Below are 22,581 nucleotides of genomic sequence, written 5' to 3'. Positions count from 1 at the left end.
GTATTACTTCCGCAGGCTTCCGAGCAGTTCGAGGTAGTGCCGCACCACGATCTCTTCACTGAAGCGGGTCTCGTATTCAGCCCGCCCGGCAGCGACGAGCGCCTTCGCGAGACCGGCATCGGAGATGACGGCGTTCAGATGGGCGGCAAATCCGTCGGCATCCTCGATCTCCGCCAGAAGGCCGGTCTCCTTGTGGCGAACGAGGTGCAACGGCCCCTCGCTCTTCGCCGCGACCACCGGCAGGCCGTGCGCCCACCCCTCGATCACCACATTTCCGAGTCCCTCGATGCGGCTCGGGCAGACCAAGATGTCGCCGGTTGCGAGCAGGTTCGCCGTGTCGTCCCGCCAACCGAGGAAGCGGACCCGCGTGGCAACGCCGAGCTCGTCGGCCAGTCCCTTGAGCGCCGCCTCTTCCGGCCCGGCACCCGCGATCCAGAGATGCGCGGCGGGCACCTTCGCCAAAGCCCGGAGCAACACGTCATAGGCCTTGTTACGGTGCAGCCGGCCAAGCGCCAGTAGCAAAGGCACTCCCTCCGGCGTCGCGTAATCGGCGCGGACGAGCGGGACACCCGCCTCGGCATGTACGAAATTCGGCAGATAGTGGATCCGCTCCGCAGGCCAGCCCTGACCGGTCATGTGATCGACCAAGCCCGGCGCATTGCAGATCAGGTGATCGAAACCTCGATAATACTTTGCGTCGTAATAGCCGCCGATCCGCCCGACCCGGAGATAATCGCCCGGCGGCGTCTTCGTGGCGGCACGGTTCATCCAGGCCAGCACGACGTCCGGGCGAAACGCCCTGATATCCCTTCCGAGCCGCCACGGCGTCAGGATGTCCAGTGCCCCGCCGAAGCCGAGCTGGGCGAAATCGACGCCCGCCGCCCGGAGAACCCCTGCGCGCCGCGCGTCCCGGCGGATCGCGACACGTTGTCTGACTGCGCCACTCCAGACTGGCTTTGCCATCGCGGAGACCAGACGCTCGAAAAACACTTCGGCGCCGCCGTGGCGCGCCCCTGCCATGGTCTGGTAAAGACGGATCATCTAAAGATCGGAAAAGCTTGTGACAACGCGGCGCATTGTGGTGTAGCCCGGGACTGTCCGCAAGCACAGCGCGGGACATCGGGCGGGAGCCGAAAAAGTGGAAGCGAAAACTGCCGGAACCGACGCCCACCCGATTGGCGGAACCCTCGTCATCCAGCCGCTTCCCGGCATCGGCGACGTCATCTGGCACCTGCCTCATCTGAAAAGCATCGCGGCCCAGACGAAAGAAAAAAGCATCATCCTGCTGACGAAACGGCGCTCGCAAGCGGACGCGTTGTTCGAGGAATCCGACTTTGTCCGCGAGGTGCTTTGGCTCGACGAGAAACGTCATCGGGGCGCGCTCGGCGGGTGGCATCTCGGCAATGCGCTACGCCCTTATGAGTTCGACACGGTCTGGATCCTTCACAGCTCGCCACGTTACGGCCTCGCAGCGTGGCGCGGGGGGATCGCGGAGCGGATCGGATACGGGATTGGCTGGCAGGACGCGTTTCTCACCACCCAGCACGCCTTACCGCGCGAGGCCAAAGGGCTGAGCGCGATCGAGAAAGCCAACCGGCTGCTGATCAATCACTCCGTCCCAAAGATAGAAAGCGCGCCGGGGCTTGAGATCCCGGCCAGGTTTGCCGAAGCGGCACATGCCGAGATCAGCGCCCTGCCGCGGCCATGGGTTTCGCTCATCCTCGGAGCGAGCGAGAGTTTCAAGCAATGGGGCGTCGAGAATTTCGGCGCCCTCGCGGAGCGGCTGCATCGGGAAACCGGCGGCACTCTGATCCTGCTCGGCGGCAAAGCGGAAGCCGACATGGCGGCCCGCATCCGCTCGCGTTTCTCCTCGCCCGGCTGGATCCGGACCGTCGTCGACCGGCCGCTCATGGAGGCGGCGGCCTTTGCGGCCGCGTCGGACGTTGCCGTCGGGAACGATACCGGTCTGCTCAATATCGCTGCCGCCACCGGCACAGAGTCGGTCGGTCTCTTCGGTGGCTCCATGCCGCTTGCGGAAGATCCCAGAATCGATCCGATCCTGCCACCGGGAGAGGTGCGCTACGGAACCGACAGAATGGCCGACATCCCTGTGGAGACCGTCGTCTCCGCCGTCCGGTCAGGCCTTTCCGGCGAGTAAGCCCGCCGCCGCGCCGACCACGCGGTCGACAGGCAGATCCCACATCAGGCTATCGTCCGGATCCTTGCAGAATCCCGGATCCCGGCGAAGCGTGTCGTAGTCCCGGTCTGTCCGGACGAAGGCGGTCCGCCGGCCCCATGGCCGATACTGTTCGTCCCGGCTCGGTCCGAATAGTCCGAGTGTCGGAGCCCCGGTGGCGGCGGCCAGATGCATCAGGCCGCTGTCATTGCCGATATAGAGAGCGGACCGTGCGAGCATCGCCGTCAGCACGCCGAGCGGTTCCGTTCCCGCCAGATCGATGCGGTCACCCTCCGGAACGGCTGCAAGCAGGGGTAGCGCGGCCTCCCGCTCTTGCGGCGCCGCGAGAACAGCGAGACGCGCACCGTCCAGCACGCCGCCCGCGCCGGACAGTTCCCGCACCGTTGCCTCGAACCGTTCGAGCGGCCAGGTCTTGGCCCTCCAGTTCGCCGTCGGCCCGACGGCAAGGATCGGGCGCGGATCGTCGCCCGAGAGCAGGTCCGCACGGGCCTTGTCAGCCTCGGAAAACCAGGCGCGGGGCGCAGGAACCGGATCGAATTCGAACAGGCCGGCAAGCTGCTCGACCCTGTGCCCGCCAGCCGACCCGCCGGAGAAAATACGCCGGCGCCGGGTCGGCAGCACCCACCCCGAGGCCGATCCCCTCAGATCGACGATCAGATCCCAGAATGTCGTGAAACAGGCGCCCAGCAAGGTTCGCCAATGCCGGAGACAGGGACCTTTCCGCATCACCACCAGACGCTCGAGTGCGGGAAAGGACTCAAAGACCGGCGCCGCCACCGGGCCGCAGGCAATCGTGAAGCGCGCCTCCGGGTACCGGTCCATGAGCGCGCCGAGCAATCCGGTCGAAAGAACCGCGTCGCCCAGTCTCGTGTGGGATATGAAGAGGATGCGCATGCCGCGCTTATACCCGGCCCAGCCGGGATCGCAAGCCTGTCAGACGGCGTGCGCGGGGGTGCTTTCCTGCTCGTGCATCATCCGGACCCAGACGGAAATGACCGCGCCGGCCTCCGCCGAATCGAAGCTGACCCGAGCACCGTTCTCGTCGTTCCCGATGAGCTTGCCTTTCAGGTGAAGCCCGGAGGCCGGGTGCAGGATCGTCAATTCCGACCCGGGCGCCGCATCCACAGGAGGTTCCAGCCGGAGGCCGCCGACGGACACGTTCTCGACGATGCATTTATGGGCAACCCCGTCCACCGTGACTTCAAGCGGCGTCGTGACGGCATATCGTTCAAATTCACGGCGGTCTTCCTTTGGGGACAGACCGACAGCGCGGAGTATCGAGCTAAACATCGCTTCTTGCTCCTCCGGCAGGGACGCCGAATGTTGAACCAATGGTACGGACAAAACCGCATTTTTGAAATGCGGTCTGTGCGATTTCGCTCATTAGAGCAATAGTTTCATACGTGGGTTAATGTTTGGTTTTCGAAACTCAGACTTCGTCATTTCGACGATTTCCGCATGTGAGCAAGCTTTGGCGAAACTCGAATTCGACAACATACGGCACAGTTTCGCTGCGGCCAAAATGCCCAGCCGGGTGCATGCGGTCGGTCCGATCGGCTTCGGTGTCGACGCACGCGAGTTCGTCGCCGTCGTCGGACCGTCGGGATGTGGAAAATCGACACTGCTGAGGCTGGCCGCCGGACTGATTGAACCGGAAGCCGGAACAGTCCGGTTTGAAGGAGACAGGGTCGAGGGACCCAGCCCGCGCCGCGGAATGGTCTTCCAGCAACCTGCTCTCTTCCCGTGGCTCACCGTCCGCAAGAATGTGTCGTTCGGCAGCCGGTTCCGTGGTCTCCCCGGCTCCGATGCCCGCGAGCTGACCGACGACCTGCTTTCGGCCGTCGGCCTCGATGGGTTCGAGAGTTTCTATCCGAATGCCCTCTCGGGCGGCATGCAGCAGCGCGCGGCCCTCGCCCGGACCCTTGCCGGCGGACCGGAGCTGCTGTTGCTCGACGAGCCGTTCGGTGCGCTAGACCAGCAGACAAGGGGGCAGATGCAATCCTGGCTCGCCGGATTGCTTGCGGACCGCGGGATCACGGCGCTCCTGGTCACGCACGATATAGAGGAAGCGGTTTTTCTGGCAGATCGGGTATTGGTGATGAGTGGACGCCCCGGCCGCTTGCTCAAGGATATCCGTGTTCGCCTTCCGGCCGCGCGCGCAGAGCGGATCCGCACGGCCCCCGACTTCGTCTCCCACAAGGCCGAGATCCTCGGAGCGCTCGCCGACCAGGCTCGTCCGGCACTGTAATGATCGCGGAAGGCGCTAATTTGTTGGAACGCCTCCAAACAAGTCGTGGCCCTGCCATATCTTTTTCTGTTATCAAGGATGGAATCGTTCGGTCGAGCGCACCTGCGATCTGACCGGTTTCTGGTTCATTCCTGACAGTCCCCGCGGGCCCTATGTACATCTACCTGCCCATCGCAGAGATGTCGGTAAATGTCTTCCTCATCCTGGGGATGGGCGGCGCTGTCGGTTTTCTCTCCGGACTGTTCGGCGTCGGCGGCGGTTTCCTGATGACCCCGCTGCTGATTTTTCTCGGCGTGCCCGCGCCCGTTGCGGTCAGCACCGGCGCGAACCAGATCGTCGCCAGCTCGATCTCCGGCGTGATCGCGCACTGGCGGCGCGGCAATCTCGATTTCGCGATGGGATTCGTCCTGCTCGCCGGCGGCATCGTCGGCTCCAGCCTCGGTGTGCTCCTCTTCAAGTTTCTCGAGTCCCTCGGGCAGATCGATCTCGTCATCAAACTCTGTTACGTGATCTTTCTCGGCATCATCGGCGGCCTAATGCTGCTGGAAAGCGTGCGCACGATCCTGCAGGTCCGCAAGACCGGTGGCCGCCGGCGGAAGTTGCACGAGCACAACTGGATGCACGGCCTGCCGCTGAAGATGCGCTTCCGCAAGTCCAAGCTCTATATCAGCGCCCTGCTGCCGCTCGGCATCGGCTGTCTGGTCGGCATTCTCTCCGCGATCATGGGCGTCGGCGGCGGCTTCATCATGGTACCGGCGATGATCTACATGCTCGGGATGCGGACCTCGATGGTCGTCGGCACCTCGCTGCTGCAGATCATTTTCGTCACCGCGAACGTTACCTTCCTGCAAGCGGTCTCGACCCAGACGGTCGATGTCGTACTCGCGATCCTGCTGCTGGTCGGCGCAGTGGTCGGCGCCCAGTTCGGCAGCCAGTTCGCCGTCAAGCTGAAGGGCGAGCAGTTGCGCGGACTGCTTGCTCTGCTCGTCGTCGGCGTCTGCCTCAAGCTCGCCTTCGATCTGGTGGTAACACCGGACGATCTCTACTCCATCGTGGTTGCGAGCGGGGGCTGACCGGATGTATCGCGCAGAACAAGCTCGACTGGCCGCATTCGCCCTCTCCGCTCTCCTGCTGCTCTGCTCGGGCACGGCGCGCGCCCAGGATCTGATCGCGGATCTATCGAGTCACCGCGTGGACATCACCACCGGCTTCACCGGCGCGGATCTTCTGCTGTTCGGCTCGGTCGACGACACAGGCGACATCGTCGTCACCGTTACCGGCCCGAAGGAACAGGTCACGGTCCGGCGTAAGAACCGGGTTGCCGGCATCTGGATGAATACCCGCAGTGTGACCTTCGGCGGCGTTCCGAATTTCTATGCCGTTGCCGCAAACAGGCCTCTGGAGGAGATCGCCGCGCCGGAGGTGCTGGCACGGCAGGAGATTGGTGCCGATCACCTTCGCCTCCGGGCCCAGAGCGACCGGCGCGAGCTCTCCCGCGACGAAGAAGCCGAGTTCCGCGAGGCCCTGATCCGCCGGAAGAGGGCCCAGGGCCTCTATGCCGAGAGCCCTGGCGATGTCACCGTGATCGCCTCGAAGCTGTTCCGAACGCAGGTGCATTTCCCGGCAACCTTGGCGACCGGCGTCTATACTGCGGTTGTGTATTTGATCCGGGACGGGCGCGTGGTGCACGCACAGACGACCCCCCTGGTGGTGGAGAAAGTCGGCGTCGGTGCGGAGGTCTACGCCTTTGCGCACAATCGTTCCGCGACCTACGGTATCGCGGCGATCATTATCGCCGTCGTCGCGGGCTGGCTTGCCGCCGCGGTTTTCCGTAAGGTTTGACCCTAGTCGAGGCAGATCGGACAGGACACGCATGAGCCAATTGACGGACGGATCGAGGCCCCGGGTCTTCCTCGTCGTTGTCGACGACAGCGAGGAGATGCAGGTCGCCCTCCGCTTCGCCTGCCGGCGCGCCCGCCACAGCGGCGGTCACGTGGCTCTGTTCCGCGCCATCGAACCGCAGGAATTCCAGCACTGGATGGGCGTCGGCGAAATCATGCGCGAGGAAGCCCGCGAGGACGCGGAAGCGCTGCTCGGCGAACTGTCGGAAAAGGTCGTCGAGATCTCCGGCCAGATCCCGATCATCTATGTGCGCGAGGGCGTGCCGCGGGACGAACTTCTGACCCTCATCGACGAGGAACCGAGCATTTCGGTCCTCGTGCTCGGCGCGAACACCCAGGGCGAGAGCCCCGGACCGCTCGTTTCCTACATGGCGGGCAAGGGCGCGGCGCGGATGCGTGTTCCGATCACGATCGTCCCCGGAAATCTCTCGGACGAGCAAATCGACGCGGTGACCTGACAGGCCGCAACAGACAAATCGTCCACATATTCCGGATCGAAGAAAAAACTTTGTTTCGATCCTGACTTCGCCGGACCGGTCCTGCTAAGCTTCCGGACAACGATAAGAATCCGATTGGCCGTTCGCGCCTTCCCGCTCCGGAGAGAGTATGAGCATCAACCCGTTCGAAACGGTTGTTGAGACTGTCGAGACATCGCCCAAGGTTTCCGACGAGACCAAATTCACGACCTGCTACATGTGCGCCTGCCGTTGCGGCATCAAAGTCCATCTGCGCGACGGCACTGTCCGCTATATCGAAGGCAACAAGAACCATCCGGTGAACAAAGGCGTGCTCTGCGCCAAGGGTTCCGCCGGGATCATGCAGCACTATTCGCCCGCCCGGCTGACCAAGCCGCTGATGCGGGTCGGAGAGCGCGGCAGCGGCGAGTTCCGCGAGATCGAGTGGGAAGAAGCTCTTTCGACTGCCGCCGGCTGGCTCGGCGACATCCGCAAGAGCGATCCCCGCAAGCTCGCCTTCTTCACCGGGCGCGACCAGTCGCAATCTCTGACCGGCTGGTGGGCGAGCCAGTTCGGCACGCCGAACCACGCGGCACACGGCGGCTTCTGTTCCGTCAACATGGCGGCCGCAGGGCTCTATTCCATCGGCGGCTCGTTCTGGGAATTCGGCGAGCCGGACTGGGAGCACACCAAGTATTTCATGATGTTCGGCGTCGCCGAGGATCACGATTCCAACCCGATCAAGATCGGCCTCGGCCACCTGAAGACCCGCGGCGCCAAGTTCGTCTCGGTGAACCCGGTGAAAACCGGCTACTCCGCCATCGCCGACGAATGGGTCGGCATCCGCCCGGGCACCGACGGACTTTTCATCCTCTCACTGATCCACGAGCTGCTGCGCGCCGGCAAGGTCGATCTCGATTATCTCGTGCGCTACACCAACGCGCCCTGGCTGGTGATCCAGGATCCGGGCAGCCCGGAGCATGGGCTGTTCGCGCGGGATGCGGATGGCAAGCCGCTCGCCTTCGACAAGAAGAGCGGCTCTATCATTTCCGCGCTCGAAGCGGAAATCGCGCCCGACCTCGCGGGCGAACACACGCTGCCGGACGGTCGTAAAGCGGTCCCGTCCTTCAAGCTGCTGGCGGAGCGCTATATCGACCCGGCCTACGCGCCGGATGCGGTGGCGAAGGAATGCGGCCTCAAGGCGGAGACCATCAGACGTCTTGCAGCGGAACTCGCGCACGCCGCTTTCGAGCAGGAAATCACGCTCGACGTTCCCTGGACCGACTGGGCCGGACGGCGGCACGAGAAGATGATCGGCCGGCCCGTGGCGATGCACGCGATGCGCGGCATCTCCGCCCATTCCAACGGCTTTCATACCTGCCGCGCGCTGCATGTGCTGCAGATGCTTCTGGGAAGCATCGATTGCCCGGGCGGCTTCCGCTACAAGCCGCCCTTCCCGCGCCCCTGCCCGCCGCCGCTGAAGCCCGTCGGCCGGCCGGACGCGGTCAAGCCAAACACCCCGATGGCGGGTCCGCCGCTCGGCTTCCCGATGGGGCCGGAAGACCTGCTGGTGCACGAGGACGGCAGCCCGGCACGGATCGACAAGGCCTTCTCCTGGGAAGCGCCGATGGCCGTGCATGGCATGATGCACATGGTGATCCACAATGCCTGGGCGCAGGATCCCTACCCGATCGACACCCTCTTCATGTACATGGCGAACATGTCCTGGAATTCGACGATGAATTCCAAGGGCACGATGGAGAAGCTGACCGACAAGGACCCGGCGACCGGCGAGTACAGGATCCCCCGGATCATCTATTCCGACGCCTACGCCTCCGAGATGGTGGCTTATGCCGACCTCGTCTTGCCGGACACGACCTATCTCGAGCGCTGGGACTGCATTTCCCTGCTCGACCGGCCGATCTGCGACGCGGACGGCGCGGCGGACTCAATCCGTCAGCCCGTCGTGCAGCCGGACCGGGACGTGCGCCCGTTCCAGGAAGTGCTGATCGAGCTCGGCGTCCGTCTCGGCCTGCCGGGCCTGACGAAAGAGGACGGCTCGGCGAAGTATCCCGGCGGCTATCCGGACTACATCGCCAACCATGAGCGCGCGCCCGGCGTTGGCCCGCTTGCCGGCTGGCGCGGCGCGGACGGGACCGAAGGCGGCAAGGGCGCGCCGAACCCTGACCAGCTCAAGCGCTACATCGAAAACGAATGCTTCTGGCGCCACGAATTCGCACCGGAGGAACGCTACTACAAGCATTCCAACAAGACCTATCTGGAGACCGCGACGAAGCTCGGCTTCATCGGTGCGCCGAACCAGATCGTCATGCAGCTCTATGTCGAGCCGTTGCAGCGTTTCCGCCTCGCCGGGGAGGGTCATGGCGACCTGCAGCCGCCGGAGAAGGACCGGGACCGCCTGAAGCGTTATTTCGATCCTCTTCCTGTCTGGTATCAGCCCTTCGAGGAGAGCGAGGTCGACACCTCCAGCTTCCCAATGCACGCGATCACCCAGCGCCCCGCCGCGATGTACCATTCCTGGGGCTCGCAGAACGCCTGGCTGCGCCAGTTGCACGGAAAGAATCCGCTCTTCATCAGCCGGGAACGCGCCGAGCAGCTCGGCATCGGCGACGGCGACTGGGTGCGCGTCACCTCCCATCACGGCAAGATCAAGGTGCCGGTGAAGTTGATGGAGGGCGTCAACCCGGACACGGTCTGGACCTGGAACGCCATCGGGAAGCGGCGCGGCGCCTGGAACCTCGGCAAGGATGCCCCGGAAGCGACCAAGGGTTTCCTGCTGAACCATGTGATCTCCGAACTGCTGCCAGCGCGCGGCGACGGCTACCGCTACGCCAATGCCGATCCGGTGACCGGACAGGCGGCCTGGTACGATCTGCGCATTCGCCTCGAAAAGGCGGAGCCGGACAGGCCCGGCGCGGTTTCGGAGCCGCAATTCCCCGAACTCGGCAACCCGTCCAGCGTCGCGCGCCCGAACGGACCGCTGCAATATCGCGGGAGGCGCGGCCAATGACATCCCTTCCGGCCACGGCGACGTCCAAGAAGCTCGGCCTCGTCATCGATCTCGATATCTGCGTCGGCTGCCATGCCTGCGCGGTGAACTGCAAGGAATGGAACACCGGCGGCCATTCCGCGCCGCTGACCGACTGGAACGCCTACAGCGCGGATGAAGAGGAAGACGGCGACGAGGGCGCCTGGGGTGTCTGGTTCAATCGCATCCACACTTTCGAGGCGGGTGAAGGCGAGGACGCGCGGACCGTCCACTTCCCGCGCTCCTGCCTGCATTGCGAGACGCCGGACTGCGTCACCGTCTGCCCGACCGGCGCCTCCTACAAGCGCGCGGAGGACGGCATCGTGCTGGTCAATGCCGATCTCTGCATCGGCTGCAAGCTCTGCTCCTGGGCCTGCCCCTACGGCGCGCGCGAGTATGACAAGACCGAGGGCGTGATGAAGAAATGCACGCTCTGCGTCGACAAGATCTACAACGAGAACCTGGAAGAGCGGGACCGGGTCCCCGCCTGCGTCTCCACCTGCCCGGCCGGTGCGCGCCATTACGGCGATCTCGGCGATCCGGGCTCGGACGTTTCGAAACTCGTGGCGGAACGCGGCGGCTACGAGCTGATGCCCGAAATGGGCTACAAGCCGGTCAACCGCTATCTGCCGCCCCGTCCCCGCCGCACCGAAGCCGCCGATATCGGCGCGCCCGAACGCCTTGCAGACCTGGCGGTCAAGGTTCCCGCGGCCGAGGCCACCGAGAACGCCAAAGGCGTGCTCGGCTGGCTCGATCAAATGCTGTCCCGCTGAGGTCCGCGCCATGCATCCGGCACTTTCCGTCATCTTCTTCACCACCGCCTCCGGAGCCGGCTACGGGCTTCTGGTCTGGCTCGCCCTCCATGCCGCGCTCATCGGAGACGCCGATCCCGTGATCGGCTGGGTCGGTCTGCCGCTTTCCCTCGGCCTCGTCACCGCCGGGCTATTAAGCTCGACCTTCCATCTCGGCCATCCGGAACGCGCGTGGCGGGCGCTCAGCCAATGGCGCAGCTCGTGGCTGTCGCGCGAGGGTGTCCTGGCTGTGTTGACCTATATTCCTGCGCTGGCTTTCGCGGGGGGATGGCTTCTGCTGGGCGAGAATGACGGCCTCTGGTCGATCGCCGGTCTGATTGCCGCCGCGCTGGCGCTGGTCACCGTCTATTGCACGGCGATGATCTATCGCAGCCTGAAGACCATTCCGAACTGGCACAGCCGCTATACCGTACCCGGCTACATCGCGATGGCGCTGGCAACCGGCGGTCTCTGGTTCCTGCCGCTGCTCGCATTCTCGGGTTCGGAATTACGCGACCTGGCGTTTCCGGTGACCGCTTTGCTGCTGGCCACGGCGGCTATCAAGTGGCGGTACTGGTCCTCCTGCGACGGTGCAGCGCCGACGGCAACGTCTGGCACCGCCACCGGTCTTGGCGCGCAGGGGCGCGTCCGGCTGCTGGAAGGACCGACAACATCGGAAACCTACGTCATGCGGGAGATGGGCTACCGGATCGGCCGCAAACATGCCGCCAAGCTGCGCCGCCTGGCCGCACTCTTCGGCTTTCTGATGCCGGTCGTCATTCTCGCCGCCCTGCTTGCCATGCCCGGAAGCGGCCATATCGCCGGCGGCCTTGCACTACTTGCCGCCATCTCGGGCAGCATCGGCGTCGTCACCGAGCGCTGGCTCTTCTTCGCCGAGGCGAAACATGTCTCGACGCTCTATTACGGCGAAGAGTTCGCCTGAACCCACTCCTCGGCCTCGCCCTCGACCGCGGACTCGATGACCTCTTCGTAGGAGAAGTCCTTCGGCAGGTTTTCGTCCATGACGTTGGGCTCGACCTCCTCGATGAACTCGCCACGCGGATCGAGCTCCGCAGCCAGTGCCGAGGTCCGGGCATAGGCGACGTAAGGACCCTGCTCCTCCATCGTCGGCGCCGCGCGGCGGACCATTCGGTAAAGAGCGAAGACGCCGACCGCGCCGCCGATGAAGGCGCTGAAATGGAACAAGCCTCCCGGCCCCGCCTGCTCCATGAAGAACGCGCCGACGATCGGGCCGATGGAGGATCCGAGGCTCGCGGCGATCAGAATGCCCGCCGAGGCCGGCACCAGATCGCTGGCCTCGACATGGTCGTTCACATGGCTGATTGCGAGCGGATAAAGCGCGAAATTGAGGCCGCCATAGACCACCATCAGACCGAGGAACATCCACCATCCGCCCTCGAAAGAGACCGCGATGGCGAAAGAGACAGCCGCGACCGCGAAGAGCGCCACCGTGATGACCGTCCGCCGGTCGAAATAGTCGGAAAGCTTTCCGACGGGATATTGCAGCAACAGCCCGCCGAACATCATCACCGACATCATCGTCGCGATATCGGAAATCGACATGCCGGCCTGGTTTCCGAAGATCGGCCCCAACCCCATGATCGCGGCACCGAGCGCGCCGCTGGCGAAGGCGCAGATCAGCCCGAGCGGGGAAATCCGGAAGAGCTCCCGTATGCTGAGCCGCGACGGGGTCAACTCGCCGGCCGTCGCCCTGGAGGCCAGGGACAGCGGCACGAGCGCCAGCGAAAACAGGATCGAGGCGATGCTGTAGAGAATGAAGCTCGTCGGCGGAGAGACGTTCAGGATCTGCTGCCCGGCGGCCATCCCGAAATACATCACCACGATGTAGATCGAGAGCATTCCGCCACGGTTGGAATTCGTCACCGCACCGTTCAGCCAGCTCTCCGCGACCATCAGGGCGCCGGCAATACAAATCCCCGTCGCAAACCTCAAACCTCCCCAGAAGAACGGGTCGACGAAGATCGCGTGCGCGACCGCGCAGGCGGAAATAACGGATGCGAAGGCCGCAAAGGAGCGGACATGGCCCACGCTCTCGATGATCCGGCCGCAGATCGCCGCGCCGAGCAACTGGCCGACGAAGTAGGCCGATGCCACCAGACCGGCAACGGTGGTATCGAACCCCTCCTGGCTCATCCGCAAACCGAGCAAACTGTGAAACAGCCCATTCGCGGTCCAGAGAAGCGCGACGGAGATCATCAAGGCGACGATCGGATGGCCGAGCATGGTCATGAGGCGAATAGCCCGTGCAGTTGTGAGCGCAAGAACGGCACGCCTTAATCCGCTATGGTTGGCAAAGTCTCGCTTCGCGGCGACACGGACGCCGCTTTCAGAACGATCTGCCGGTGCGCGCAGGAAATTGAAGCCAGTGAAACCAAAACCAGCCCGTAATCATTGACAAGGGAGCCCACTCCCTCCTATCCGCAACCTGTCACTAGCCTAGGAGAATGCCATGCGATGGCGCACCGCGCTCGGCGGCGTAATCATGATTCTCGGCCTGCTCGCATATATCGCGGGGACAGTAACGTTTGCCAATCTTCTCCTGCCGCAACACTGGCTTGCAGAGATATTGTTTTACCCAATCACAGGCTTCATCTGGATCTTCCCGGCCATCTGGCTCATCGGCTGGACTAAGAAAGATAAAGAGCCTCCGGCACGGTAAGTCCGTAATTTAATTACGAATTTTCTCTTGATTTTGAAAACTCAACCAAATGACGATTAAAAGCTAATATAAATTAACAAAAAGTCGCTTCTTTTCAATCAGTTAGAGATAACGATTCGTTCACGATTTCCCTATAATTTGCCAATCAATCTGACCTCGCAGCCAGAAGGTAAGGGGTCTTTCTGAACGCATCCGTATCGAACCGGTTCGCCGGTTCCGATCGATTGAGGTCGTCGCGCCCGTTTTGCGCGCGCACGAACAACCGACGAGGAAATTGAAATGGGTCACAACGCATCCCAGTTCGCCGAACGCCTCTATTCCACACGCGCGCAGGCCGGAGAAGCGGCCCCCGCGCTTCTCGCGATGGCATCCGACGTGGCAGATTCCGGAATTCTGCTTCGTGGGCTGCCGGCAAATGTCCACGTGCTGCGCGACGGTCCTGACGCGACGCTGGAGCGCATCCGCTCCGCCCTGACCACGATCCGGTTGCAGACCGGCCGCTTGGCCTCCCTCCATCTCGTCGGTCACGGCGCACCGGGCGAAATCACGATCGACGATCTTCGGGTCAACGGCGAAACCGCCGATCATGTCGCCTCATCATTGCGGTCCGTGCCGCTTTCCTTCCTCGCCCTCCACGGCTGCCACACCGGCGCCGGGGAAGCGGGCTTGGATCTCGTCTCGCGCCTTGAAGCGTCGATCGACGTTCCGGTCCATGCCAGCCGCGGCTATCTCGGCCGCTCGCCGATGGGCGGGAACAGCTGGGATCTCGACGGTCTTGCGCGGACCCTCCTTCCCTTCGCGCTCGCCTCCATCGAGGCCTATCCGCACCATCTTGCCAACGTCAACGGTACGGCGGGCGCCGATCTGCTCGACGGTGCGGACGGTCTGACGACGGGCGACGACACGGTCAGCGGCCTCGGCGGCAACGACACCATCAGCGCGCTCGACGGCAACGACCTGCTCTACGGCGACGACGGTAACGACACGCTCTACGCGAACGGCGGTGACGATACGGTCTATGGCGGCGCCGGTAACGACTTCAACTACGGTGCAACCGGCAACGATCTGATCTTCGGCGGAGACGGCAATGACGCATTGTCCGGCGCCGACGGCAACGACACGCTCTATGGCGGCAATGGAAATGACACGGTTATCGGCTCCTCAGGCAACGACCTTGTCTTCGGTGAAGCCGGAAACGACTGGCTGTGGGGCGGTAAAGGCAATGATGTCATCTATGGCGGCGCCGATACCGACACCATTTCCGGCGGTGCCAACAACGACACGCTCTATGGCGGCGCGGGCAACGACACGCTCTCCGGCTTCAGCGACAGCGACGTGCTTTACGGCGAAGACGGCAACGACTTCCTTCGTGGCGGCGCGAACGCTGACACGCTGATCGGCGGTTCCGGAAACGACACTTTCTCAGGTTCCGTCGCTAACCACAATGGCGACACGATCAGCGACATCGAGATCGGCGACGTCATCGCCATCACCGGTACCGACCTCAGCAGCCTCAACGGAACATCGCTCGGCAGCACCATCGATCTCGGCTCCGGCACGCTGAATGTCAGCAGTTCCGCCTCGCTGACGATCAATGCCGCTTTCAGCGGCGGAAGTACCAGCCTCACTTTCAGCGCGGCCAGCAGCAGTGGGTCCAGCGGCGGATCCAGTGGCAGCGGCCTTACCGTCACCAACCAGACCGCGGCGGACACCGCCGGTACGGCGACCGGCCGTACGCTCGTGAACAATAGCGGCAGCACGGCGACGGGCTCCCTCGTGGAAGGTACCGGCAATGGCAATGTCGTCACCGTGACACTTCCGACCGGTATCTCGCTCACAAATTCCGGTACCTCCAGCGCGCTCACGTCAAGCTCCGCCGGGACCACCCTCACCGGGGAGATCCAGGCGACCGAGCCCGACACTTCCAACCAGAGCTTCCTCGACGGTCACGGTCAGACGTTCCTCGCCGGCAATTCCGGCATGTCGATGGATATCCGATCGATCACCTTCTCAAGCACCGAGACCACCGCACAAACCGTTCAGCTCACCGGGCAAACCTCCAGTGGCGGCGAAGCTTTTGTGATTGACGTCTCAGGCCTGCCCACAGGCTCTACCCTGCAACTGGACAATATCGAGTTCGCCGCCATCGTCGGTAATGCCACCATCAATGGCGGAGCGGGCCAGAACTACGTGGTCGGTGACAGCGGCAGCCAGTTCATCTCGCTCGGGGCCGAGGACGATACGCTGGCCGGCGGCGGCGGTGCCGACACGATCGGCTCCGGCTACGGCGAGGACATCCTTTACGGCAACCAGGGCGCGGACAGCGTCTTCGGCGGCGGCGGCATGGATACGCTCTATGGCGGCCAGGACGGCGATACCGTGCTCGGAAACAACGACGACGACGTGCTCTACGGCAATCGCGGCGGCGATACATTGTTCGGCGGCGAGAACGAGGACGCGGTCTTCGGCGGCCAGGACAACGACATCGTCTACGGGAACCAGGGTGACGACACCCTCGCAGGCAATCTCGGCGACGACCAGCTCTATGGCGGTCAAGGCAACGATATCGTTTCGGGCAGCGAGGGGAACGATTTCATCGCCGGCAACAAGGGCGACGACACGCTTGTCGGCGGCAGCGGTGCCGATACCTTCTATTTCGAATTCGAGGGAGGTAACGACCAAGTCAGTGACTTCACCGCCGGCGAGGACACACTGGCATTTGAGAGCGGCCTCACCTACAGCGCGGCCGACAGCGGCGGCAACACGGTGATCACCACGTCGGACGGCGGGACCATCACGCTGATCGGAGTCTCCAAATCCAGTCTCGGCCTGGCGGCCACCGCAGGGTGGGATCTCGCCTGATCAAGACGCGATCTCCATATCGGTCTCATTCAGCTTTCACCCCGGCCAGCCGCCGGGGTGATTGCGTTTCCGGGTCAACTCAGCCGGGCCGAAAGTCTTTCGGCGAGATCCCGAAACGCGCCAACCGGTCGTAAAATGTGTTCCGCGGCACGCCGAGAGCTCGCGCCGCTTCGGCCGCCTTGCCGCCGGTTCTCTTCAAGGTCTCGGAGAGCACCATCTTTTCGAACGCGTCGATCTGCTCGACGAGAGTCGGCTGCGCACCTGCATCGCTCTGTGCCCGCGTTCCCAGGGCATAGGTCATTGCGAAATCCCTCAGGGCCGGCAGGTTTCCCGGCCAGGATCTCGTCATGAGATCCGAAAGCGTGGCGGTGGAAATTTCCGGCATGTCGGTATCCAGGCTCCGCACCGAAAGGCGGACCAGATTCTCGAAAATCTCCGGCAGGTCCTCACGACGTTCGTCCAACGTCGGGAACCTGATCTCGACGATCGTGCTGCCATCTTCCCCGAGCCCGAGGTGCTCGAGTTCCGCGAGGGGAACGGTCGCCGACGAGATCAGGCGAATCTCCGAATTGGCTTCCAGCAGCCCGTGCAGATCGTCGACCTGCCGCTGCGTCGCCAACTCAACATTCTTCAGGGAAAAGTCCCACGCTCCGTCCCTCAGTTTCGCGGTGCGGCCGATCGCGTCCGTTTCGGCTGTAATCAGATTGAGCGCGTGAAAACTCCGGGCATCCGTCGAGAGCGCATTGATCGCGAATCCCGCCTCTTTCCGCCCTGTTCCCTTCGGGCCATAAAGATGCACATGGCAGTCGCTCGCGGCGACCCGCCGGAGCGCGGTTCGAAGCGCGCTCGAGACCGGCCCCGACCCCGGAAAGCTTCGCGCCGCCGCGTCGCTACGCTCCAGCGCGCGCTCGATGCGCCGAGACTTCAGGACCAGATCCCGGTGTGCGATCGCACGGGACACCACATCCACCAGCCGTTCGGTTCCGACAGGCTTTTCAAGGTACTCGTAGGCGCCCTCCTTCATCGCCCGCATGGCCGTGGGCACGTCGCTATGTCCTGTCAGCAGAATGACGGGCAGATCCGGGTCAGCGCTTCTTGCAGAGGACAGAACGTCGAATCCGTCCTGATGCGGCATCCGGATGTCGGAAAGGATGATTCCCGGAAAATTAGCCCGGATACTGCGTTTCGCCTGCACATATCCCATGGTCGGGATCACCGCGATATCCGCCAGCTCCAAGGTCTGCGCCAGCGAGGCCCGGAGAGCGTCGTCGTCCTCGATCAACAGAACCTGTCCGCTCATGCGCTGCTTCCATCTGCCAGCGGAAGACGGATTGTGAACACCGCACCGCCGCCTGCCTGGTTGGTGCAGCTCAGTTCCCCGCCAAAGCTGCCGATGATGCCGTAGGAGATCGAAAGCCCAAGCCCCAGGCCCTTTGAGGCTCCGAGTTCCTTGGTGGTGTAAAACGGCTCGAAGACCCTTGCCGGCTCCGGGATGCCCGGGCCGCTGTCGGCGATGCTGAGCACGGCGTCCCCGCGACTTTCGTCGAGCGTGACCCGAATACGCTTGTCCGGCGCCCCTGCGAGCGCGTCCTGTGCGTTAGAGAGGATATTGACGATCACCTGCTGCAGCCTGATCTCGCCGCCAAGGGCAAGGACGGGATAGGAGGGAGCGTCCCACGAAAGCCGAATCCCCTCTTTCTCAAGATTTGGCCGCGACAGGGACAGCGCATGCTCGACAGTCCGGACGAGATCCACCGGCTCGACATTCTCGTCCTCCTTCCGCGCGAAACTGCGGAGATTGCGGATGATCTGATCGATGCGTTGTACCTGCCCGGAAATTCGCCCGAGATTGTCTCTCACCTCGTCGGTTCGTCCGCGCTCAAGGAATTTCAGGCCGTTCTCCGCGAAGTTCCGGATCGTCGCGAGCGGCTGGTTCAACTCGTGGCTGATCCCCGCGGACATTTCCCCCAGCGCCGACAACTTTGACGCCTGGACAAGTTGATCCTGCGCGACGCGGAGTTCGGCCGTGCGCTGCTCCACCCGTTCCTCCAGCCGTGCATTGGCCGCAGACTCGATGGCGAGGCGATCCGCCATCCGGCGGCGCCAGAGCGCGGCGATGAGCCCCGCGAGACCAATCACGCCGAACATGGCCGTGGCCAGCAATCCGCGCAGCATGGCCGCCGTTCGAGCGGGCGCCGTATCGAGGAAACCGCGCGCCACCATCTCGATCTGCGGTAAGGTCCGCGAGACGACCAGAGCCTCGGTCGGCAATTCCGCGGCATCCGGAAATGACCAGATCTCGTGCTCTCCCTCACGGCGGATAGAGTGACGCGGGAAAGGCCGAACAGCCGGGTTGGCGAGCTCCGGGCCGCCATCCTGACGCATGAGAAGCGATTGGCGCGTGGCCGCGAGAACCGTTCGGGTCCGATCGAAAAAGCAGATCGCCTCCGGATCGACTCCCCATTCGAACTCGAGCGCCGCAGCATCCAGCGTAACGAGAACCGCCCCAACCGCCGGCGCGTTCCGGTCAATCACACCCCGACTCAGGCGAAACAGACGGCGGGAGCCGTCGAGCGCGGTCGCAACCCCGAGGCGTCCGTTCAATGCGGCGCGCAGCAACGTGTCCGCCACGGGCAAAAGCTCCCGGTCCGGAGCCGAGGCAGCGACAATGCCTCCCTTCGCATCGGCGACGACGATATCGTCGGCACCGTAGGTCAAGACCGATTGCTCCAGCAGGTCGTCAAGTTCGCTAGCCCTGACATCGCGAACGACCCCGGCAACGACAGCCGGATGATCGGCGAGCAAATTCACCAGATAGACATATCCGGAGAGCTGTCCCATCAGACGGTCGCTCGCCTGCTGAACGCGGATCCGCCCTGTCTCCTCCAATTGCGCCAGGTGATCGACATAGGCGAAGCGATACACCCACCATCCGGAGATGAGCGCAGCCAGTGCATAAACCGCGGCGATGGACGCCACCTTTGCCTTAACGCGGGACATTTCACCTGAAGATCGGAATCGGAAGCCTGTAACTAGAGGCGCTCGCCCGGAAACCACAAGCAAATTTGTCCGAAAATCCGGACAAAGACTGTTACAGAGACTTAACGCGGAAACTAATAAACTGATATTAAAAGATAAAATTATTTATCGAGTTCGCGATTGCCGAGTTTCCGGCGAATTCCTCTGCTAGGGACATCGCGGATTCAACCGCATGTCTCTTGGGAGGACATTATGAAAAAGTTCGTCGCCGCCGCTCTGGCGGCCGCAGCCCTTATTGCGCCCGCCGTCGCCCACGCGGCCTGCGATGACGGCGAAGTGGTCATCAAATTCAGCCACGTCACCAACACCGACAAGCACCCGAAAGGGATCGCCGCGTCCCTGCTCGCCGAGCGGGTGAACAAGGAGATGAACGGCAAGGCCTGCATGGAGGTCTTCCCGAACTCCACGCTCTACAACGACAACAAGGTCCTTGAAGCGATGCTTCAGGGCGACGTTCAGCTCGCCGCCCCGTCGCTCTCGAAGTTCGAGAAGTTCACCAAGCAGTTCCGGATCTTCGACCTGCCGTTCATGTTCAACGACATCAAGGCGGTCGAGGCCTACCAGGCTTCCGAAGCCGGCCAGAAGATGCTCGACAGCATGCAGCGCCGCGGTCTGCAGGGCCTCGCCTACTGGCACAACGGCATGAAGCAGATGTCCGCCAGTAAGCCGCTGCTGCAGCCGACCGACGCCAAGGGCCTGAAGTTCCGCGTGCAGTCCTCCGACGTGCTGGTCGCCCAGATGGAAGCGATCGGCGGCACCCCGCAGAAGATGGCCTTCTCCGAAGTCTATGGCGCACTCCAGCAGGGCGTCGTCGACGGTCAGGAAAACACCTGGTCCAACATCTTCGGCAAGAAGTTCTTCGAGGTGCAGGACGGCATCACCGAAACCAATCACGGCATCATCGACTATCTGCTGGTCACTTCCGTCGACTGGCTCGACAGCCTGAAGCCGGACGTGCGTGAGCAGTTCCTGCAGATCGTCGCCGAGGTGACCGCGACCCGGAACCAGGAATCCACCGCCGTCAACGAAGCGGCCAAGCAGTCCGTGATCAAGGCCGGCGGCACCGTCCGCTCCCTGACGCCGGAGCAGCGCGCCGCCTGGGTTGAAGTCATGAAGCCTGTCTGGGCCAAGTTCGAAAAGGACGTCGGCGCCGACAACATCGCCGCCGCGCAGGCCGCGAACAGCCTGACCAACTAAGACACCGGTTCCCTAAACAAGGCCAAATAGCCTTGTCGCGCGGTGCGGACCCCCGCACCGCGCATTTTTTGGAGCTGTCCCGATGATGAACAAACCTCTTTCGGACCGGGTCGAGGAAATGGCGACCGCGTCGATCCTCGGCATGATGACGGTCATCACTTTCGCCAACGTGATCGCCCGCTACGTCTTCGACAGCGGCATTCTCTGGGCGCTTGAGGTCACGGTCTTCCTGTTCGGCTGGCTCGTCCTGCTCGGTGCCGCCTATGCCGTGAAGACCCGCTCCCATCTCGGCGTCGACGTGCTGACCAACGGCTTCGCCCCGGGGCCGCGCCGGATCGTCGCCCTGGTCGCGACCGCCGTCTGTATTCTCTACGCCTTCCTGCTCTTCAAGGGCTCCTGGGACTACTGGGCCAATTTCGCGAACCTTCCGGCCACCGAAGGACGCTGGTTCCCGCTCGGCTTCGAAGAGAAGTTCCGCGAAAAGGGCTGGTACGAGACCGAGGACACGCCGATGCCCGAGATCTTCGGCATCCGGCCTCTCGACTGGCTGCAGGACGTGTTCAATTACGGCGAGCGCTACGAGAAAATCCCGCGCCTCGTTCCCTATTTCATTCTCCCCCTCGCGACCGGACTGCTGCTGATCCGTTTCGTCATGGCCGGCATCGCCATCTGGCGCGGCCGCATGGACGGCCTGATCGCCAGTCACGAGGCCGAGGACGCGGTCGACGAGGCCGCCGAAAAACTGAAGGATTGCTGAGCGATGGACGTCGCCCTCCTATTCCTTGCCATCATCGTCCTGCTGCTGATCGGCGTTCCGATCGCGGTGGCGCTCGGCCTGTCGTCGATCCTCTTCCTGCTGGCCTTCTCCGACTCCTCGCTGGCCTCCATCGCCCAGACCCTGTTCAGCGCTTTCGAGGGTCATTTCACGCTGCTCGCAATCCCGTTCTTCATCCTCGCCTCCTCCTTCATGTCGACCGGCGGGGTGGCGCGGAGGATCATCCGATTCTCGATTGCCTGCGTCGGGCATTTCCCCGGCGGCCTCGCCATCGCCGGCGTCTTCGCCTGCATGATGTTCGCGGCGCTATCCGGCTCTTCGCCGGCCACCGTGGTCGCCATCGGCACCATCGTGATCGCGGGCATGCGCCAGGTCGGCTACACCAAGGAGTTCGCTGCCGGCGTGATCTGCAATGCCGGCACGCTCGGCATCCTCATCCCGCCATCCATCGTCATGGTGGTCTATGCCGCCGCGGTCGAGGTCTCGGTCGGCCGCATGTTCCTTGCCGGCGTCCTGCCGGGCCTGCTGGCGGGCCTCTCGCTGATGGTCGCGATCTATGTCATGGCCAAGTGGAAGAACCTGCCGAAGGGAGAATGGGCCGGCTGGCGCGAGATCTACGAGAGTGCGAAGGACGCCTCATGGGGCCTGCTGCTGATCGTGATCATCATGGGCGGGATCTATGGCGGCATCTTCACGCCGACGGAGGCCGCCGCGGTGGCGGCGGTCTATGCCTGGATCATCGCGACCTTCGTCTATCGTGACATGGGCCCGCTCGCGACCGAAGGAGAGGATGCCAACACGCCGCTCTACCGCCGTCCGAGCGCGTTGCTAACCGCGTTCTACCACCCGGATACCCGCAAGACCCTGTTCGAGGCGGGCAAGCTGACGGTGACATTGCTTTTCGTGATCGCGAACGCGCTGATCCTGAAACACGTCCTGACCGATGAGCAGATCCCGCAGCAAATTACCGAGGCGATGCTCGCCTACGGCTTCGGCCCGGTGATGTTTCTGGTCGCGGTCAACGTGATCCTGCTGATCGGCGGCCAGTTCATGGAACCGTCGGGCCTGCTTGTGATCGTCGCACCGCTGGTCTTCCCGATCGCCATCGAACTCGGGATCGACCCGATCCATCTCGGCATCATCATGGTGGTGAACATGGAGATCGGCATGATCACGCCCCCTGTCGGCCTTAACCTGTTCGTGACCTCGGGCGTCGCGGGCATGCCGATGATGTCGGTGGTGAAAGCGGCGCTGCCGTTCCTGGCGGTACTCTTCGCCTTCCTGATCGTGATCACCTACGTGCCGTGGATCTCGACCGTGCTGCCGAACGCGGTGATGGGTCCGGAACTGGTCACGAAATAGCATC

Annotated in this window: 19 protein-coding genes; 13 read left to right on the top strand and 6 right to left on the bottom strand. The window is 63.5% G+C overall.

What is annotated here, in order from left to right; genetic code table 11:
- Positions 1-3: 3 nt before the first annotated feature.
- Positions 4-1,041 carry a glycosyltransferase gene (locus tag NUH88_RS18695; RefSeq protein ID WP_257768058.1) on the bottom strand — a complete coding sequence of 346 codons (1,038 nt, stop codon included), beginning with the start codon at positions 1,039-1,041 and terminating at the stop codon, positions 4-6.
- A gap of 97 nt (positions 1,042-1,138) precedes the next feature.
- Between NUH88_RS18695 and NUH88_RS18690 the strand changes: the two genes are divergently transcribed.
- Positions 1,139-2,158 carry a glycosyltransferase family 9 protein gene (locus tag NUH88_RS18690; protein ID WP_257768057.1) on the top strand — a complete coding sequence of 340 codons (1,020 nt, stop codon included), beginning with the start codon at positions 1,139-1,141 and terminating at the stop codon, positions 2,156-2,158.
- Here NUH88_RS18690 and NUH88_RS18685 read toward each other — a convergent pair.
- Both NUH88_RS18685 and NUH88_RS18680 read right to left on the bottom strand, forming a co-directional pair.
- A complete protein-coding gene (locus NUH88_RS18685) occupies positions 2,138-3,091 on the bottom strand; it encodes a glycosyltransferase family 9 protein (protein WP_257768055.1) in 954 nt (317 codons plus the stop codon). The two genes, NUH88_RS18690 and NUH88_RS18685, sit on opposite strands and share 21 nt — an antisense overlap.
- A 39-nt stretch (positions 3,092-3,130) precedes the next feature.
- The gene (locus NUH88_RS18680) at positions 3,131-3,487 is read right to left on the bottom strand and encodes a PilZ domain-containing protein (protein ID WP_257768054.1); all 357 of its coding nucleotides are present in this window, start codon (positions 3,485-3,487) and stop codon (positions 3,131-3,133) included.
- Positions 3,488-3,668: 181 nt separating this feature from the next.
- Between NUH88_RS18680 and NUH88_RS18675 the strand changes: the two genes are divergently transcribed.
- The 7 genes from NUH88_RS18675 to NUH88_RS18645 all read left to right on the top strand — a co-directional run bounded on the left by NUH88_RS18675 (position 3,669) and on the right by NUH88_RS18645 (position 11,584).
- Positions 3,669-4,445, top strand: a complete 777-nt coding sequence (locus NUH88_RS18675; RefSeq protein ID WP_257768052.1) for an ABC transporter ATP-binding protein — start codon at positions 3,669-3,671, stop codon at positions 4,443-4,445.
- 152 nt (positions 4,446-4,597) lie between these two features.
- A complete protein-coding gene (locus tag NUH88_RS18670) occupies positions 4,598-5,518 on the top strand; it encodes a sulfite exporter TauE/SafE family protein (protein ID WP_257768050.1) in 921 nt (306 codons plus the stop codon).
- A 4-nt stretch (positions 5,519-5,522) separates the two neighbouring features.
- On the top strand, positions 5,523-6,287 hold the full coding sequence (locus NUH88_RS18665; RefSeq protein WP_257768048.1) for a TIGR02186 family protein: 765 nt from the start codon (positions 5,523-5,525) through the stop codon (positions 6,285-6,287).
- A 31-nt stretch (positions 6,288-6,318) separates the two neighbouring features.
- The gene (locus tag NUH88_RS18660) at positions 6,319-6,804 is read left to right on the top strand and encodes a universal stress protein (protein WP_257768046.1); all 486 of its coding nucleotides are present in this window, start codon (positions 6,319-6,321) and stop codon (positions 6,802-6,804) included.
- 148 nt (positions 6,805-6,952) lie between these two features.
- Positions 6,953-9,832: a molybdopterin oxidoreductase family protein gene (locus tag NUH88_RS18655; RefSeq protein ID WP_257768044.1), complete on the top strand. Its 2,880-nt coding sequence runs from the start codon at positions 6,953-6,955 to the stop codon at positions 9,830-9,832.
- Entirely contained in the window at positions 9,829-10,623 is a 795-nt protein-coding gene (locus NUH88_RS18650; RefSeq protein WP_257768042.1) for a 4Fe-4S dicluster domain-containing protein, read from the top strand. The genes NUH88_RS18655 and NUH88_RS18650 overlap by 4 nt, the downstream gene beginning before the upstream one ends.
- 10 nt (positions 10,624-10,633) lie before the next feature.
- The gene (locus tag NUH88_RS18645) at positions 10,634-11,584 is read left to right on the top strand and encodes a dimethyl sulfoxide reductase anchor subunit family protein (RefSeq protein WP_257768040.1); all 951 of its coding nucleotides are present in this window, start codon (positions 10,634-10,636) and stop codon (positions 11,582-11,584) included.
- On the opposite strand, the gene NUH88_RS18640 is transcribed toward NUH88_RS18645, so the two are convergent.
- A complete protein-coding gene (locus NUH88_RS18640) occupies positions 11,563-12,912 on the bottom strand; it encodes an MFS transporter (RefSeq protein ID WP_257768038.1) in 1,350 nt (449 codons plus the stop codon). The genes NUH88_RS18645 and NUH88_RS18640 overlap by 22 nt on opposite strands.
- 220 nt (positions 12,913-13,132) lie before the next feature.
- On the opposite strand from NUH88_RS18640, the gene NUH88_RS18635 reads away from it, so the two are divergent.
- A complete protein-coding gene (locus tag NUH88_RS18635; RefSeq protein ID WP_257768036.1) occupies positions 13,133-13,342 on the top strand; it encodes a DUF2842 domain-containing protein in 210 nt (69 codons plus the stop codon).
- 279 nt (positions 13,343-13,621) lie between these two features.
- A complete protein-coding gene (locus NUH88_RS18630; protein ID WP_257768034.1) occupies positions 13,622-16,204 on the top strand; it encodes a DUF4347 domain-containing protein in 2,583 nt (860 codons plus the stop codon).
- A gap of 79 nt (positions 16,205-16,283) precedes the next feature.
- Here NUH88_RS18630 and NUH88_RS18625 read toward each other — a convergent pair whose 3' ends face one another.
- Both NUH88_RS18625 and NUH88_RS18620 read right to left on the bottom strand, forming a co-directional pair.
- A complete protein-coding gene (locus tag NUH88_RS18625; protein ID WP_257768032.1) occupies positions 16,284-17,504 on the bottom strand; it encodes a sigma-54-dependent transcriptional regulator in 1,221 nt (406 codons plus the stop codon).
- Positions 17,501-19,204: a sensor histidine kinase gene (locus NUH88_RS18620; RefSeq protein WP_257768031.1), complete on the bottom strand. Its 1,704-nt coding sequence runs from the start codon at positions 19,202-19,204 to the stop codon at positions 17,501-17,503. Before NUH88_RS18620 ends, NUH88_RS18625 begins: the two co-directional genes overlap by 4 nt.
- 231 nt (positions 19,205-19,435) lie before the next feature.
- On the opposite strand from NUH88_RS18620, the gene NUH88_RS18615 reads away from it, so the two are divergent.
- From NUH88_RS18615 to NUH88_RS18605, 3 genes are all read left to right on the top strand, one after another.
- A complete protein-coding gene (locus tag NUH88_RS18615) occupies positions 19,436-20,440 on the top strand; it encodes a DctP family TRAP transporter solute-binding subunit (RefSeq protein ID WP_257768030.1) in 1,005 nt (334 codons plus the stop codon).
- An 82-nt stretch (positions 20,441-20,522) separates the two neighbouring features.
- Positions 20,523-21,197, top strand: coding sequence for a TRAP transporter small permease (locus NUH88_RS18610; protein ID WP_257768028.1), 675 nt, complete (start codon positions 20,523-20,525; stop codon positions 21,195-21,197).
- 3 nt (positions 21,198-21,200) lie between these two features.
- On the top strand, positions 21,201-22,577 hold the full coding sequence (locus tag NUH88_RS18605; RefSeq protein ID WP_257768026.1) for a TRAP transporter large permease: 1,377 nt from the start codon (positions 21,201-21,203) through the stop codon (positions 22,575-22,577).
- Positions 22,578-22,581: the final 4 nt, after the last annotated feature.

This window comes from Nisaea acidiphila, from assembly GCF_024662015.1.
In the GTDB taxonomy this organism is placed as follows: Bacteria; Pseudomonadota; Alphaproteobacteria; order Thalassobaculales; family Thalassobaculaceae; genus Nisaea; species Nisaea acidiphila.
The sequence above is the reverse complement of the archived record's forward strand: the minus strand, read 5'-3'. Positions and strand labels throughout refer to the sequence as shown.

Bases quoted from the DNA above. Each gene is read 5' to 3' on its own strand.
- NUH88_RS18695 (WP_257768058.1), bottom strand. From the start codon at position 1,041: ATGATCCGTCTTTACCAGACCATGGCAGGGGCGCGCCACGGCGGCGCC.
- NUH88_RS18685 (WP_257768055.1), bottom strand. From the start codon at position 3,091: ATGCGCATCCTCTTCATATCCCACACGAGACTGGGCGACGCGGTTCTT.
- NUH88_RS18680 (WP_257768054.1), bottom strand. From the start codon at position 3,487: ATGTTTAGCTCGATACTCCGCGCTGTCGGTCTGTCCCCAAAGGAAGAC.
- NUH88_RS18670 (WP_257768050.1), top strand. From the start codon at position 4,598: ATGTACATCTACCTGCCCATCGCAGAGATGTCGGTAAATGTCTTCCTC.
- NUH88_RS18665 (WP_257768048.1), top strand. From the start codon at position 5,523: ATGTATCGCGCAGAACAAGCTCGACTGGCCGCATTCGCCCTCTCCGCT.
- NUH88_RS18660 (WP_257768046.1), top strand. From the start codon at position 6,319: ATGAGCCAATTGACGGACGGATCGAGGCCCCGGGTCTTCCTCGTCGTT.
- NUH88_RS18655 (WP_257768044.1), top strand. From the start codon at position 6,953: ATGAGCATCAACCCGTTCGAAACGGTTGTTGAGACTGTCGAGACATCG.
- NUH88_RS18650 (WP_257768042.1), top strand. From the start codon at position 9,829: ATGACATCCCTTCCGGCCACGGCGACGTCCAAGAAGCTCGGCCTCGTC.
- NUH88_RS18645 (WP_257768040.1), top strand. From the start codon at position 10,634: ATGCATCCGGCACTTTCCGTCATCTTCTTCACCACCGCCTCCGGAGCC.
- NUH88_RS18640 (WP_257768038.1), bottom strand. From the start codon at position 12,912: ATGACCATGCTCGGCCATCCGATCGTCGCCTTGATGATCTCCGTCGCG.
- NUH88_RS18635 (WP_257768036.1), top strand. From the start codon at position 13,133: ATGCGATGGCGCACCGCGCTCGGCGGCGTAATCATGATTCTCGGCCTG.
- NUH88_RS18630 (WP_257768034.1), top strand. From the start codon at position 13,622: ATGGGTCACAACGCATCCCAGTTCGCCGAACGCCTCTATTCCACACGC.
- NUH88_RS18625 (WP_257768032.1), bottom strand. From the start codon at position 17,504: ATGAGCGGACAGGTTCTGTTGATCGAGGACGACGACGCTCTCCGGGCC.
- NUH88_RS18620 (WP_257768031.1), bottom strand. From the start codon at position 19,204: ATGTCCCGCGTTAAGGCAAAGGTGGCGTCCATCGCCGCGGTTTATGCA.
- NUH88_RS18615 (WP_257768030.1), top strand. From the start codon at position 19,436: ATGAAAAAGTTCGTCGCCGCCGCTCTGGCGGCCGCAGCCCTTATTGCG.
- NUH88_RS18610 (WP_257768028.1), top strand. From the start codon at position 20,523: ATGATGAACAAACCTCTTTCGGACCGGGTCGAGGAAATGGCGACCGCG.
- NUH88_RS18605 (WP_257768026.1), top strand. From the start codon at position 21,201: ATGGACGTCGCCCTCCTATTCCTTGCCATCATCGTCCTGCTGCTGATC.